This is a genomic window from Streptomyces sp. NPDC000880, from assembly GCF_053599675.1.
Genome location: NZ_JBSFMS010000161.1, coordinates 1 through 14,789, shown reverse-complemented (window position 1 = coordinate 14,789; position 14,789 = coordinate 1). Strand labels below are relative to the sequence as shown.

The 14,789-nt window shown below is 69.3% G+C and carries 8 protein-coding genes and 3 pseudogenes; 4 read left to right on the top strand and 7 right to left on the bottom strand.

Translation table 11 applies throughout. The features are described 5' to 3' along the window. Window positions 1–141 precede the first annotated feature (141 nt). Window positions 142–414 (bottom strand): annotated as a pseudogene (locus ACWDO5_RS32420) (HNH endonuclease family protein); the annotation flags it as partial. 132 nt (window positions 415–546) lie between these two features. Here ACWDO5_RS32420 and ACWDO5_RS32415 point away from each other — a divergent pair. The 3 genes from ACWDO5_RS32415 (at window position 547) to ACWDO5_RS32405 (ending at window position 4,359) form a co-directional block, all read left to right on the top strand. Beyond that, on the top strand, window positions 547–1,719 hold the full coding sequence (locus ACWDO5_RS32415) for a tyrosine-type recombinase/integrase (RefSeq protein WP_450534098.1): 1,173 nt from the start codon (window positions 547–549) through the stop codon (window positions 1,717–1,719). Between the two features lie 82 nt (window positions 1,720–1,801). Continuing rightward, window positions 1,802–3,955 (top strand): tyrosine-type recombinase/integrase, encoded by a 2,154-nt coding sequence (locus ACWDO5_RS32410; protein WP_450534096.1) that lies wholly within the window; start codon window positions 1,802–1,804, stop codon window positions 3,953–3,955. Continuing rightward, on the top strand, window positions 3,952–4,359 hold the full coding sequence (locus ACWDO5_RS32405) for a DUF6262 family protein (RefSeq protein WP_450534094.1): 408 nt from the start codon (window positions 3,952–3,954) through the stop codon (window positions 4,357–4,359). Before ACWDO5_RS32410 ends, ACWDO5_RS32405 begins: the two co-directional genes overlap by 4 nt. A 24-nt stretch (window positions 4,360–4,383) precedes the next feature. Here the strand turns inward: ACWDO5_RS32405 and ACWDO5_RS32400 are convergent, their stop codons facing one another. From ACWDO5_RS32400 to ACWDO5_RS32380, 5 genes and pseudogenes are all read right to left on the bottom strand, one after another. Continuing rightward, a complete protein-coding gene (locus tag ACWDO5_RS32400) occupies window positions 4,384–5,451 on the bottom strand; it encodes a hypothetical protein (RefSeq protein ID WP_450534093.1) in 1,068 nt (355 codons plus the stop codon). Between the two features lie 479 nt (window positions 5,452–5,930). Continuing rightward, a pseudogene (locus ACWDO5_RS32395) lies at window positions 5,931–6,431 on the bottom strand (HNH endonuclease); the annotation flags it as partial. 363 nt (window positions 6,432–6,794) lie between these two features. Further along, complete coding sequence (locus ACWDO5_RS32390) at window positions 6,795–7,232, bottom strand: hypothetical protein (protein ID WP_450534092.1); 438 nt, start codon at window positions 7,230–7,232, stop codon at window positions 6,795–6,797. Window positions 7,233–7,479: 247 nt separating this feature from the next. Next, window positions 7,480–11,010 (bottom strand): transcription-repair coupling factor, encoded by a 3,531-nt coding sequence (mfd, locus tag ACWDO5_RS32385; protein WP_450534090.1) that lies wholly within the window; start codon window positions 11,008–11,010, stop codon window positions 7,480–7,482. A 533-nt stretch (window positions 11,011–11,543) separates the two neighbouring features. Then, window positions 11,544–11,858: pseudogene (locus ACWDO5_RS32380) on the bottom strand (FtsX-like permease family protein); the annotation flags it as partial. A 358-nt stretch (window positions 11,859–12,216) separates the two neighbouring features. Between ACWDO5_RS32380 and ACWDO5_RS32375 the strand changes: the two are divergent. Then, on the top strand, window positions 12,217–13,725 hold the full coding sequence (locus ACWDO5_RS32375; protein WP_450534099.1) for an MFS transporter: 1,509 nt from the start codon (window positions 12,217–12,219) through the stop codon (window positions 13,723–13,725). Between the two features lie 7 nt (window positions 13,726–13,732). Here the strand turns inward: ACWDO5_RS32375 and ACWDO5_RS32370 are convergent, their stop codons facing one another. Then, window positions 13,733–14,623 (bottom strand): cellulose-binding protein, encoded by an 891-nt coding sequence (locus ACWDO5_RS32370; RefSeq protein WP_450534088.1) that lies wholly within the window; start codon window positions 14,621–14,623, stop codon window positions 13,733–13,735. Window positions 14,624–14,789: the final 166 nt, after the last annotated feature.

The following is a 14,789-nucleotide window of genomic DNA, read 5'->3' as shown; positions in this document are numbered from 1 at the left end:
GCTCGGCAAGCAGTGAAGTACAACCGCCGGAGGCCGCCCGCGAGGCGGCCTCTTCGCGTCATGTCCGGTGCCGCCGCATGGGGCCATGGAGCTCGGGCCGCTCGGCGAGCGTCGTGATGGTCAGGTCCATGCGGGGCATGGCTAACCGCCGCACTGCGTGAGCATCGACTTCTTGTCCGCCGCCGTCACCGGCAGGTCGTACTTGACCGCGACCTGGGAGATCCGTACCGCGTACGAGCAGCGGATCCGCTTGCTCGGCGGCAGCCAGGACGCCGGGCCCGAGTCGCTCTTGGAGCTGTTGGCGGGGCCGTACACGGGCAGCAGGTTCAGGACGTCGTTGGCCAACCGCTGCCGCTTCTCCTTGCCCCAGCGGGCGGCGCCCATCTGCCAGGCGTACGACAGCGGCACCACGTGTTATCCGCCCCCCGCAATGGTTGCCGCTGACGTCTGTGACAGAAGGCGGCGAGCCGTTTCCTTTCTGTGAGCTTCACGTTATCCGGTACAGCGGTTATCCGCCGCTGACAGCGATGACATGGAGGGGACGCGGTGGCAAGCACACAGCGGGTGGCGACCGGGGAGGCGTCGACATGGACGGTGCTCGCGGGTGACTACCGGGTCGCGGAGCCGGTTGAGCAGTACCTGGAGTACCTCAGGTCGACCGACAGCTCACCCAACACGATCAAGAGCTACGCCAGGGGTCTCGCCCTCTGGTGGTCCTTCCTGGAACAGCGATCGCAGGCGTGGGATGCCGTCGGTGTGACCGAACTCGGCACATTCGTAGGAAAGTTAAGGCGAAAGAGCGTGGCGGAGGACGTTGTCCCGCTGCGGAGTCAGGAACGCGCGGCCGACGCGACGGTAGCGAGCCGGATTCGCGCGGTGATGGGTTTCTACCGCTATCACGCCGCGCGTGGTAGCGAAGTCGCGGGCCGTTTGTACGAGACGGTGCAGGCCCGGCCGGGGAGCTACCTGCCGTTCCTGGAGCATGTGGCGCGCAAGCACGGGCGGCGTTCGAGCGTGGTGAAGGTACGGGTCCGGGCGAAGCCTGTCCCTGTTCTACTTCCCGGGCAGATGGCGTCACTGCGTGAGGCGGAGGCGTCCTGGGATCCAATGGCCGGCATGTGGTCGGGCGAGCTGCGGTACCGCCTGCTGTGGACGCTGCTCGAAGAGACCGGCCTGCGGCTCGGGGAGGCGCTGGGACTGCGGCACCGGGACTGGAAGACCGGGACGGGTACGACCGCCCAGGTCGAGGTCGTCCACCGTGAGGACCATCCGCACGGCCTGCGGGCCAAGAGCGGCTACCGGCGAATCTTCATCAGCTCCGCGCTGGACCGGCTGTACGGGGACTGGGTGTGGGCCCTGTGCGAGGCCGGCGCCGACATCGAGCTGGACGACTGGGACGGCTCGTACATCTTCTGCAACCTGCATCGCGGTCGCCGCTTCGCTCCGTTGAGGCCGGAGAGCGTCTACAAGCACCTGAGCGCGCAGAAGGACCACCTTCGCTCCTTGCCGGTGGAGATGACGCCTCACTGGTATCGCCACACCCATGCCACCGCGTTGCTGCTGGCCGGCGTTCCGATGCATGTGGTGAGCCGGAGGCTCGGACATGCCGATGTCCAGACCACGATCAACACGTATGCGCATGTCACCGAAGACGCCGAGCTCAGGGCGTGCGCCGACTGGCAGAAGATCACCCAGGCATGGGGGACCAATGTCCAGTAATGCGTCGGCGCCCCCGTTGAAGGTGCCGCTTCAAGGTGATGGGGTCCCGGGCCGCCGTCGCATGGATCAGCGGGATCCGCGCATGCCGATCGCGGAACTTTTTAGCGAAGAGAAGGCGAGACGGCTTTGGGAATCGCTGCCCCTGGAGTGCAGGAAGGACCACTTCGACTCGAGGAACATGCCAGAGATGTACCGGCAGGCATTCACGCCACGGTTGATCAACAAGGAGCGCGGCTGGTTCACCCAGGCGGTCAGCTTCCGGGGCTTGCCGGAGCCGATGATGTGGGAGCTTGCCTGGTCCGTTCATCAGCAGGTGATGGACGGATACAACATCAATCCGGACCGGTTTCAGCAGCTCCGCAAGGGGATGGCCCTGGCGGTCGAGCACGGTGGCACGGCCGCGCGGGCGGCGCGGTCGCTCACGGTGCTCTCACACGAGGAGTGGGCCCGTGAAGTTCGCGGTGCTCAGATGCGCACGAACGCGCCTGGCGGCAGAGGACTTCCGGACGTTGTGGAGCATGCCATCAAGCATCTCCAGGACCGACTGGCCCACGCCTATCACGAGGGTGAGTGGTGGCGCCTGAACGTCTGGAACCCGGCCCTGGACCGCCGTGTCCCGCAGCGGGAGCACGAACCCAATGGCCGCAAGGTGGCCAACTTTGCTCAGCTGACCACCGAATGGCTTCGGGAGGCCGCCAAGTGGTGGTTGTCTGTCCAGCTGTCCACCGAACGATACGTGTGGTCCTCGGTCAAGAGCCGACTTGATCATTTGAAATGGCTTCAGTGGTACATCGACCAGGCCGGATGCGCAGGCCCGTATCTGGTCGCCTCCCCCGACGCTCTACGTCCGTGGTTGCTCGGGCTGGTCGACAGCCTCAACAGTCACCAGGTCACGATGGGCCCGAACAAGGGCGGGCGGCTCGCGAAGAACAGCAGGCGAGGGCCGCTGGTGACGATCGAGACCTTCTATCGCTGGATGTACGACCACCGAGATGAGGCTGCCACCCTTCTCGGTGAGCCCCGCTGGGCCCGGCTGGGACCCCAGCACACCGTGCTCTTTCGGCTGGAGGACAAGCCGCGGCTGACCAACCAGCCACCGGAGGACATGACACTGGAAGATGAGGTCATCTCCCAGATCGCGGCAGGATCCGGTGTGCTTGCCGACCCGAGGGCTGAGGGCGGCTTGGACGACCGGCAGGCGTTCCATGCCCTGATGCTGCTGCTTCGCACTGGCCGGCGCATGAACGAGGTCCTGATGATGGACTTCGACCCCCTGTTGCCGCTGCTGTCGGTAAAACGGGAGGGCGACAAGGGCTCCGACGGATTCGTTGCGCGCTTGCGCTACCAGCAGACAAAGATCATCAGCAGCGAGCCGCCGACCATCCCCGTCGATCAGGAGATCGTCGACCTCATCCGGATCCAGCAGCAGTGGGCTCGCGATTTCATCACCGCCCACGGCGCACCCGAGGGAACCACGCCACGCTACCTGTTCGTGCAGATTCAGAACAACCGGCTCGGTCTTCGCTCATACTCCGGCGGCACCTTCGGGTTTCGCCTCCGGCAACTGACCGAGCTGCTGGGCATCACCGACAGCCTCGGGCGTCCGGTGAAGATCTCCAAGACGCACACATTCCGGCACACCCGTGCCACGGACCTGCTCAACGCGGGCGTTCCGATCCATGTCGTCATGCGCTACCTGGGACACCTGACCCCGGCGATGACCATGCACTACGCCAAGACTCTCGCGGTCACGGCCGAGCGTGAGTTCCTGAGGTACAAGAAGGTGACGGCCGACGGCCGGACCTCCGAGGTGGACCCCAGCGACCTCTACGACCTCCTGCACCTGGACCAGCGCGCCGACCGCGTGCTCCCCAACGGCTGGTGCATGCTGCCACCCAAACAGGTCTGTTCGAAGGGCAACGCCTGCCTGACCTGCGACAAGTTCGTCACCGACGCCAGCCATCGTGACGAACTCCAGCACCACCTCCAACAGTCCGAAGCGCTGATTGCCCGACGCCAGACCCAGTTCACCGCCCGCCACGGCGAACCGATGGGCGAGGACAACATCTGGCTTGCCGGTCGCCTCGCCGAGACCCGTGCCCTCACCAAGGTCCTTGTCGCCCTGGACCAGGTCAGCGTCCACGAGGACGGCCGGCTCCGGGCCGTCCGCGGAGCGGGCGCGGCCGACCGTCCCGAACCGCTGTCCACTGCTCAACGACAGGAGCCGACCGCATGACGCCACTGCCCGACCACCTCCAGCAGGCCACCCGCGCCCGGAGCCAGGGGGCCGAGAAACGGGCTCGCACCGCCCTCGCTGAGCTGGTCAAGGGCGGCAAGCCCGTCAGCTTCACCGCCGTGGCCCGCCAGGCCGGGGTAAGCACCGACTTCCTCTACCGGAGCCCAGAACTGCGCAACCAGATCGAGCGACACCGCACCAAGGCCGGGTCGGCTCCGGCAGCACCTTCAGATCCGCCGTGCGACTCGTCGACCTCGGCCGCCGTGAGGGCGCTCAGTGCCCGCCTCACCCGACAGCAGCAGGCCCACCACGAGGAGGTGGCTAGGCTCCGCAAGGCCTTGGAAGTCGCTCAGGGCGAGAACCTCGACCTCCGCAGGCGCCTGGCCCGCTACGAAGCCGATTGAACGGGTGACGACACCACACAAGGGTCAACTCACTGACGCGCTCCAGCCGTTACTGGCCGCGATGAGCAAGGCCCCCCGGTGCAGGTCCAGGCTGCAGGCGGTAGTGGGCTTCCCCACCTGGACGAGCGAGCCAGGCCCCTGGAAGGCGACGGTGTCTAGGTGGAAGGCATTGGGCTCGGTACAGCTGACGGTACGCAGCCGCCAGGGCGCCGAGGAGTCCTCACCTGGCCCGGGCGGCAGGGCGAGTTGGAGCTGCGCGGTGGCCGGACGCTCCGTGCGGTAGTGGGTGTGCCCCACGGTCCAGGCGGCCATGATGAGGGCGGCCTGTGGGGGAACACCAGATGCGGGTGAGCTGTCGGTGAGCGATGGGGGAGTTCGTTGGCGGGTCTGGGAAACCTCGAGGAGGTCCGAGCGGCCTGCACCCGCCTTGAGGATGCCCGCGAACCAGCGGGTCAAAGTCGGGCCGCCCTGGTCGGCCCAGGTTCGGATCACTTTACGGAAGGCTGCCTCGCGGTGGCGGGAGCCGCGTCGGGATCCCGCGTCCAGGATCGCTTCGCCCGCTCGTGAGAAGGCCCGGCACAGGTCGAGGACAGGGACATGATCGGCGTGGTCGGCGTAACGCACCGAACGCAATTCCCACATGGCGTGGCGCAGAAGGATGGCGGCGGCACGGGCGTCGGTACCCAGGTCCTCGGCAGGGGGCTGGCGCAGGTGGCTCGGTTGGCCGGTGCGGGGCGGGGTGACGGCGTCAGCACGCCGTCCGGCAGCCGATAGGTGCCATGAGCGGTCGTCAAGGCGGTACTCGCCGGCGGTGGCGCGGAGCCGGCCGCCCATGCCCAGGGATATCGCGGTCTCCGGCGGACCAGCGTCCAGGACCACTCCCCGCGTGTAGGAGAGGTCGAAGACGGCGTCGGTGACGCCATCCAGCCACACGTTCAGCAGGGCAGGTGGCGCGGGCGCGTCCTCCTCGACGGCGAACGTGCGGTCAGCGACCAACTGGAGGAAGGCGGTCAGGCGAGTACCGGCACGCTCTACTTGGAGGTGGCGGACGGACGCCGTCGCCAGGTCGTAGTCGGGGACCAGATCGTCCACGTTCTGCCGGGTGAGTCGGCACTGCCGGCGGTAGGAGTGACGCAATGTCGTACCCGGCAATCGCGGCCTGCTCGGACATCCATGTGCGCCGCCGCTCTCCGAGGCCGGCCATCCACTCCAGTGCGGTCATCGCCCGTCGCTCGCGTTCATCGGCGTCGGACGTGCTTACGGCCCAGAACAGCGGAAACACGTTGTTGTCCCACACATCCGATGCCGCACGAATCGCTTCCCGGTCAAACCAGCGGACGTCCGCCGCAGCTTCCGCGATCTGCTCCACCGAGCGGTCCAGCAGTGCCACCAGCACGGACACGGCCGACGCAGGACCCATAGGCAAATGCGGTGCACCGGACGGCGGAGGGGTAGTTCTGGCCATGTCGCGATCGTCGCACGCACTTGAGTGCGCTCATGAAAAGTGTCAGCGGCATACCGCTGACGCTATGAGCTGTTTGATCTTAAACTCACAGCGTCGCAGGTACGGATACCACGTGGTCTATCTGGACCTCCGTGGCCTTCGCCTTCTTCCAGGCGATGTCCTTGCCCGTGTACGGGTCGTGCAGATTCATCGAGACGACCACGCAGTCGGAACCGGTACGGAACCGGATGTTCTGGCCATCCCGCATCAGCAAATCGTTTCGAGTGTCACAACCATTCCGTGCCAGGGGTACCCCGTCCGCCGTGTCCATCCAGGCGTAGCCGAAGCGGTCGCGGGCGTAGCCGGTCTTGGGGCCGCGGCCCTTGGTGGTCACTTTCTCGATCAACCGGCGGGCGGCGGCCATGTCCTGCTCGGAGGTGAGCGGGGCCAGGCCCGGCTTCGTGCCTTCGGGGTTGGCCAGCGGGCCGGTGCCACTGCCGGCGGCGGACGGCGCGGAGCTGGAACCGGAGCCCGAGCCGGGGTCCGAGGGCTTGGCGTCACCCGAGAGTCCGGATCCGTCGCAGCCGGTGAGCACCGCCGCGGCGACCGCAGTCGTCAGTACGGCCACGAGCGCGCGCGATTTTCGATCCGCGGGTCTGTTCACCCTTCCGTACCCTACTGAGCCCAAGTGGCTTACGCAGCACAGCAATTCGACCTATAGCGGCATATTCGCCCGGTCTGCACCGCAATCGCCTGGCCGGGCCAGGTTCCGGCGCGCGCGAGGGGGGCTGCGCGTAGCGTCGAAAGTGTCCTGACCCCTCCGGAAGGCATCTCATTACGACAGCGATACGCACACATACACACGCACCGCCCGCTGAGTCGAGCCGACCCCCGCGGGCGGTGTCACGCGGAGGAGATCTTCCGCGCGCTGACCAGCCTGACGTTCCGGTCCCCCGGCACTCGGCCGAATTGACCCATCAATTCAGGTAGCTCAGCGCTGCCGAGCACGGAAGTAAGCGTTGGCCTCCGGCTGGAACATCAACACCATCGCCCCGATGACCGCCACCAGATGCAGCACGCGGCTGGCGCCGAACATCACATCGACCACGCTCGCTTCCGCGAGCGCGCTGCCGAGCGAGTGCCCTTCGGCCAGCCACTGGACCGGCTGGATCACCAGGGAGAGCGTGCCGAGGAAGCCGAGGAGGAACGCCAGCCCGATCCGCGCCCAGTTCCGTCCGCGGCGGAGCTGGACGGCGAGCAGTATCGCCGTGGTGAAGACGGCCACCCGCACGGACAGCCCGCCGACGATCTCACCACCTGAGGCGGACCCGTCGGCCAGCAGTCCGCCGACGGCAAGGACCGTCTCGAACAATCCGGCTCCGACCGCGGCCGCCCACAGTCCGAACGCCCGCCGTACCGCAGGGGGCACGGGCTGCGCCCCTCCGGCTGTGGGCTGCGCTTGCCCGGCAGCCAGGACGGGGGATGAAGGGTGCTGTGCAGTCTGATGCGCCATGGTGTGCCTCGCTCGGGTCGGGAAACGCTGCGTTGCTCCCATCCTTCCGAGCGGGCACACCCCGGGCACGCCTGCCGGCACCCGAATCGACGGTGGGGGAAACCTCCGCCTGCGCGGGCGGCACGGGCCAGGCGTCATGAAACACAAGGGCAAGGAGCGGAAGTCAAGACCCCAGGATCGTCGTCAGGAACTCACCCGTCCATGCCAGCAGTTCCCGCCCCACCACCGGCTTCCCGCCGATCTTGCCCGCCGTCGGACGGGGCACCAGGACCTGGTGGACCGCCGGCTTGATGACCGTACGCGGGTAGAGGCGCCCCAGCCGCAGCTCCTGCGACTCCCGCAGCTCCACCGGCGCGAAGCGGATGTTCGGGCCCTGGAGCACGATCTCGCCGACCCCGCACGCCCGGGCCAGCATCCGCAGGCCCGCCACCATGAGCAGGTTCTCGACCGGCTCCGGGAGCTTGCCGTAGCGGTCGGTGAGCTCCTCGCGGACCGCCTTGATGTCCTCCTCGGTGTTCGCCGAGGCGATCGCGCGGTACGCCTGGAGGCGCAGCCGCTCGCCCGGTGCGTAGTCGTGCGGGACATGCGCGTCGACCGGGAGCTCGATCTTGACCTCGAGCGGGGGCTCCTCCTCCACGCCGCCCTCGACCGCGGCGCGGTAGTCGGCGACCGCCTCGCCCACCATGCGGATGTACAGGTCGAAGCCGACGCCCGCGATATGGCCGGACTGCTCGCCGCCGAGCAGATTGCCCGCGCCGCGGATCTCCAGGTCCTTCATCGCGACGTACATGCCGGCGCCCATCTCGGTGTGCTGGGCGATGGTCGCCAGGCGCTCGTGGGCGGTCTCGGTGAGCGGCTTCTCCGGCGGGTAGAGGAAGTAGGCGTAACCCCGCTCGCGGCCACGGCCGACGCGGCCGCGCAGCTGGTGGAGCTGGGAGAGACCGAAGTTGTCGCCGCGCTCGACGATCAGCGTGTTCGCGTTGGAGATGTCGATGCCCGATTCGACGATGGTGGTCGAGACGAGGACGTCGAACTTCTTCTCCCAGAAGTCCACCACCACCTGCTCGAGCGCCGACTCGGGCATCTGGCCGTGCGCGGTCGCGATGCGGGCCTCGGGCACGATGTCGCGCAGCCGGGCCGCGGCCCGGTCGATGGACTCGACCCGGTTGTGAATGTAGAAGACCTGGCCCTCGCGCAGCAGTTCACGGCGGATGGCCGCGCCCAGCTGCTTCTCCTCGTACGGACCGACGAAGGTGAGCACGGGGTGCCGCTCCTCCGGGGGAGTCGTGATCGTCGACATCTCGCGGATGCCGGTGACCGCCATCTCCAGCGTGCGCGGGATGGGGGTGGCCGACATGGTCAGTACATCGACGTTCGCGCGGAGCTTCTTCAGCTGCTCCTTGTGCTCGACGCCGAAGCGCTGCTCCTCGTCGACGATGACCAGTCCCAGGTCCTTGAACTTCGTCTCGGCGGAGAACAGGCGGTGCGTGCCGATGACGATGTCGACCGAGCCGTCCCGCAGTCCCTCCAGCGTCGCCTTCGCCTCCGCGTCGGACTGGAAGCGGGACAACGCCCGTACATTGACCGGGAATTGGGAGTAGCGCTCGGAGAAGGTACCGAAGTGCTGCTGTACGAGGAGAGTCGTCGGCACCAGGACCGCGACCTGCTTGCCGTCCTGGACGGCCTTGAACGCGGCCCGTACCGCGATCTCCGTCTTTCCGTAGCCGACGTCGCCGCAGATCAGCCGGTCCATCGGTACCGTCTTCTCCATGTCCTCCTTGACCTCGGCGATCGTGGAGAGCTGGTCGGGCGTCTCGACGTACGGGAACGCGTCCTCCAGCTCCCGCTGCCAGGGTGTGTCCGGCCCGAAGGAGTGGCCGGGCGCCGCCATCCTGGCGCTGTACAGCTTGATCAGGTCGGCGGCGATCTCCTTGACCGCCTTCTTCGCGCGCGCCTTGGTCTTCGTCCAGTCGGCGCCGCCGAGCCGGTGCAGCGTCGGGGCCTCGCCGCCGACGTACTTGGTGACCTGCTCCAGCTGGTCGGTGGGGATGTAGAGCCGGTCGCCGGGCTGGCCGCGCTTGGCGGGCGCGTACTCGACGAGCAGATACTCGCGGGTCGCGTTCTGCACGGTGCGCTGCACCATCTCGATGTACCGGCCCACGCCGTGCTGCTCGTGGACGATGTAGTCGCCCGCCTCCAGGGTGAGCGGGTCGATCGTCTTGCGGCGCTTGGCCGGCATCCGCTGGCCGTCCTTGCCGGCCGCCTTCTGGCCGGAGAGGTCGGTCTCGGTCAGCACCGCGAGCTTGAGACCCTGGTCGATGAAGCCGTAGTCGATCGAGCCGCAGGCCACGTGGACGACGGACGGGGAGAGCTCGGCGAGGTCGGTCTCCAGGCGGGCGGCGATGCCCTCGCCGCGCAGCACCTCGACGGTACGGGCCGCGGGGCCGTGCGCCTCGGTGACGTACACCGCGCGCCAGCCGTCCGCCAGCCAGCCCTTGGTATCGGCGAGCGCGCGGGCCGTGTCGCCGCGGTACATCTCCGGGGCGTGCATCCCCAGCTTGATCGTGTCGTCCGACAGCTCTTCGTCAGCGGCGAAGGGGGATACGGACCACCACATCATGCCGAGTTCGCGCGCCCGGTCCCGTACGTCCGCGATCCCCCACAGCGAGGCCGCGTCGAGGTCGATCGGGGCGTCGCCGCCGCCCGCGGTCGCAGCCCAGGACGCCTGCAGGAACTCCTGGCTCGTCGCCACCAGGTCCGCCGCCCTCGTGCGCACCCGCTCCGGGTCGCAGACGACGGCCATGCTGCCCGCCGGGAGCACGTCCAGCAGCAGCTCCATCTCGTCGACGAGGACCGGAGCGAGGGACTCCATTCCCTCGACCGCGATCCCCTCGGCGATCTTGCCGAGCAGCTCGCCCAGTTCGGGGTGCTGCTCGGCGAGGGCCGCGGCCCGCTGCCGTACGTCGTCGGTCAACAGCAGCTCACGGCAGGGCGGCGCCCACAGCCCGTGCTCGGCGACTTCGAGCGAGCGCTGGTCGGCAACCTTGAAGTACCGGATTTCCTCGACGTCGTCGCCCCAGAACTCCACCCGAAGGGGGTGCTCCTCAGTCGGCGGGAAGACATCGAGGATGCCGCCGCGGACGGCGAACTCGCCGCGCTTCTCCACCAGTTCGACCCGGGAGTACGCGGCGGCGGCGAGCGCCTCCGTGACCTCACCGAGGTCGGCGCTCTCCCCGGTCCGCAGGGCGACCGGCTCCAGGTCGCCGAGCCCCTTGACCTGCGGCTGCAGTACGGAACGGACCGGCGCGACGACGACCGAGACCGGCCCGGCGGCCGGGTCGTCCTTCGCCGGGTGGGCCAGCCTGCGCAGCACCGCGAGTCTGCGGCCCACGGTGTCGGAACGGGGCGACAGCCGCTCGTGCGGCAGCGTCTCCCACGAGGGGTACTCGGCGATGCCCTCCTCGGGCAGCAGCGAGCGCAGCGCCGCCGCGAGATCCTCGGCCTCGCGCCCGGTCGCGGTGACGGCCAGCACCGGCCGCCCGGCCTCGCGGGCGAGCGCGGCCACCGCGAAGGCGCGGGCGGCGGGCGGGCCGACCAGGTCGACATGCATACGGTGACCGTCGCCGGCAGCCTTCACCGCGTCGGCGAGCGCCGGATCGCGTACGACGGCATCGAGCAGACCGTGCAGACTCATGAAGGGCTTCCATCCGGGGCGGGGGTGGGCAACGCGAACCGCCCGACACGTCGAACGGGCCGGGGGTCTCCAGCGTACGACGCGGCTGTGACAGTCGCGTCCAAAATCCCCACGGCGTGCATGCCGGCGGCTCGCGCTCGGCCGCTTCCGCCGGCGCCGGAGGCCGGGCGGCGGCGCTCGGACCGGCAGCCGGGGGTTCGGGGCGCGGGCGCGGTTTTCGCCCACCGCGCGCCTTCCCGGGCCGTGCCGATGTGCGGGCGGGCCCGCATCGGGTACCTCCCGGTGGTCAGGGACCCTGCCGCCCGGGGCAGCCCGCACCGGGTACCTCCTGGTGGGGAGGGGCCGTGCAGGGTCGTCCCCGCAGGGATCGGCGGCCGGACCCGGTGATCAATACGGACCCCTTGCCGCCGCCGACCCCGAGGAGTCGAGCCCGGAGGGGCCCCGGAGCCCGCACACCACGACACCGGGCACACCGCAACCCGCACCGCAGACGGCCGCACCCAGCAACGACCCGCGATTCGCACCGCGGCCCCCTACTCCGTGGCGATCGCGTTCAGCACGTTCATCCGGCCCGCCCTGAACGCCGGCACCAGTGCCGCGAACAGGCCCACGAACGCCGAGCCCACAAACACCGTGAGGATCGTCGGCCACGGGATCTCCAGGACCCCCAGGCCCTCCAGCGCCAGCAGCTTCTGCGCCGTCCTGCCCCAGCCCATGCCGAGGCCGAGGCCGAGCAGCGCGCCGAAGAGGGCGATGACCACCGACTCCAGGCGGATCATGCGGCGCAGCTGGCGGCGCGAGAGGCCGATGGCTCGTCGACGGACGCGTTCCGGCGCGCTGGTGCGCAGCGCAGTCTTGAACCGGGGGTTTTCCCCACCCCCCGGTGGTGCGGGGCCTCAGCTGCGGCCGTAAGACCAAGCCAAGGAATTGATCCCCGCCAACTCGTCGTCCCCCGGGACGAACCGCCCCTGGCCATGAGTAAGGAGGAGCCCCTAGGGACTCCACCTCCCGGTGGACCGGCACGGGTCGAGCCTGCACCCTCCCCCCGCGTGAGGCTCAAGTGAGAGGCTGTCCCGGGAAATAGATGCAGAGGGAAAGGATTCAGGGGTGAGCGCCACGAGCGGCAGTACGGGCAGCACCGGCACCGATGGCGAGATATCCGGGGCGGCGAGCGGGTCGGCGACCGCGCCGTCCGCGGCATCAGAGGTGTCCCAGGCATCCGCGGCGACGGAGGCGTCCCCGGCATCCGCGGCAACCGCCGCCCCGCGCGCCCGCCGTGGCCCGGTCGTCGCCGCCCTGATGCTCGGCATGGCACTCGCCGCGCTGGACGGCACCATCGTCTCCACCGCCGTACCGCAGATCGTCGGCGACCTCGGCGGCCTCGCCGTCTTCTCCTGGCTCTTCTCCGGCTATCTGCTCGCCGTCACGGTCACGCTGCCGGTGTACGGAAAGCTCTCCGACACCTTTGGCCGCAAGCCGGTCCTGATCGCCGGGATCGTCGTCTTCCTCATCGGCTCACTGCTGTGCGCGACCGCATGGAACATGGCGTCGCTGATCGCCTTCCGGGTCGTGCAAGGCCTGGGCGGCGGGGCGCTGCAAGGCACCGTGCAGACGATCGCGGCGGACCTCTACCCACTCAAAGAACGCCCCAAGATCCAGGCGAAGCTGTCCACGGTGTGGGCGGTCTCGGCGGTGGCGGGGCCGGCGATCGGCGGGCTGCTCGCCGGGTACGCCGACTGGCGCTGGATCTTCCTGATCAATCTGCCGGTCGGGGCAGTGGCGCTGTGGCTGGTCGCCCGCCATCTCACCGAGCCAGTACGGGAACGGGGACCGAGCCCCCGTATCGACTGGCCGGGCGCACTGGCCGTCTTCCTCACCGGCAGCCTGCTGCTCTTCGCGCTTGTGCAGGGCGGCATCGCCTGGCCGTGGCTCTCCACCCCGTCGCTCGCGCTGTTCGGCGGCAGCGCGGTCCTCGTCGCGGTGACCGTCGCCATCGAACGGCGGGCCGCGGAGCCGATCATCCCCGGCTGGGTCTGGCGCCGCCGCACCATCGCCGCGGTCAATCTGGCGCTCGGCGCGCTGGGCCTGCTCATGGTGGCCCCGACCGTCTTCCTCCCGACGTACGCGCAGTTGGTGCTCGGCCTCGGGCCGATAGCCGCGGGATTCGTACTCTCGGTCATGACACTGAGCTGGCCGATCACCGCGGCACTGTCGAACCGGGTCTACTCACGGATCGGCTTCCGGCTCACCTCGATCGTCGGAATCACGCTCGCGATGCTGATCCTGCTGGCCTTCCCGCTGCTCCCCCACCCCGCCGAACCATGGCAGCCGGCCCTGATCATGCTGCTCCTCGGCGCGGCGCTCGGCCTCTTCCAACTCCCGCTGATCGTCGGCGTCCAGTCGACGGTCCCCTGGGCGGAGAGGGGTACGACAACGGCGTCGGTCCTCTTCTGCCGCCAGGTCGGCCAGAGCGTGGGCGCGGCCCTCTTCGGGGCGATCGCGAACGGAGTGCTGGCTGCCCGCCTCGGCGGCGGAGACCTCGACTCGGTGGCGCACACGCTGGCGACGGACGCGTCGGCGGACAACCTGCGGCGTGCGGTGAACGCGGCGGTGGACTACGTGTACCTGGGCGCGGCAGCGGCGGCCGGAGTTGCCCTGCTGGTCCTGGTGTTCGTCGCCCCGCGCCGCTTCCCCGTACTCGGCGAACGCGAATGACCTGCCGTCAGCCCTCCGCCGTCGCGCGGCCTGTCAGAGCCCCCAGGCTGTTGCTGATGTGCATCATGTGCGCCTCCATCTCCTCGCGGGACTCCTCGTGCTCCCGCAGCAGCCGCTCCGTCTCGCGCGCGATCCGCTCCGCGCACGCCCGGGCCTCTGCGAGCAGTTCGGCGGCCCGGGCATCCGCGTCCTCCTGGCCGTGGCGGGTGTACTCCTCCGCCTCGGCGAAGGTGCACCTGGCCTCCGAGAGACTGGCCTCCGCGTAGGTGGTGAGTTCGGCATGGCGCGCGTCGAACTGGGCCTCGCAGTCCGCCAGTTCGCGCTCCACCATTTCCCAGCGGCCGGACTGCTCCGTCTCCAGGCCGGCCAGCATGCTCTCGGTGCGCAGGCGCATCTCCTTCCACGCGGCAACCGCCTCGCCGCGCCGCTCCTTGACCTCGCGGCGGGCCTCGATGCGGGTCTCGTCCGCCGTCGCCTGCGCGACGAGGAGAATCTGCTGGGCCCGCGCCTCGGCGTCCGCCCGTACTGAATCGGCGTGCCCGCGGGCCGCGTCGCGCGTCCGGCGGGCGATCGCGTCGGACGCGTCGATCAGGGCCTGCGCCTCGTCCTGGGACGTGGCCCGCAGTTCCTCGGACTCCTCAACGGCCAGCGCCAGCAGGTACTCGGCGCGTCGGCCGAGCGTCTCGTACGTCGGCGGGGCGAGCGCCGCGACCCTCTCGCGCAGGCCGGCCGCCTTCGCCTCCATCTCCCTGGCGAGGACGGTGAGGCGCGCGGCGCGTTCCCAGGCGTCGTCCCGGTCCTGGGACAGGGAGGTGACGTAGGCGTCGGTCTCCTCCACCGGGTAGCCACGGCCACGTACGGCGACGAAGCCGTGAGGTGACACCGATGCAGCACTCATCCTTCAAGCCCTTCTCCGACACACAACGCGATTGGCGCACATCCTCCTGGATTCAAGTGAAGTGCCCAAAACCTCACGGTCGCCGCCGGCTTCTACGCCATCTTCGCCATCGGCCTGGTCCCGATTCTGTCCTGACCCCACCCGGCGGCAGCCCCTCCCCGTCTGG

Bases quoted from the DNA above. Each gene is read 5' to 3' on its own strand.
- ACWDO5_RS32405 (WP_450534094.1), top strand. From the start codon at position 3,952: ATGACGCCACTGCCCGACCACCTCCAGCAGGCCACCCGCGCCCGGAGC.
- mfd (WP_450534090.1), bottom strand. From the start codon at position 11,010: ATGAGTCTGCACGGTCTGCTCGATGCCGTCGTACGCGATCCGGCGCTC.
- ACWDO5_RS32410 (WP_450534096.1), top strand. From the start codon at position 1,802: ATGCCGATCGCGGAACTTTTTAGCGAAGAGAAGGCGAGACGGCTTTGG.
- ACWDO5_RS32370 (WP_450534088.1), bottom strand. From the start codon at position 14,623: ATGAGTGCTGCATCGGTGTCACCTCACGGCTTCGTCGCCGTACGTGGC.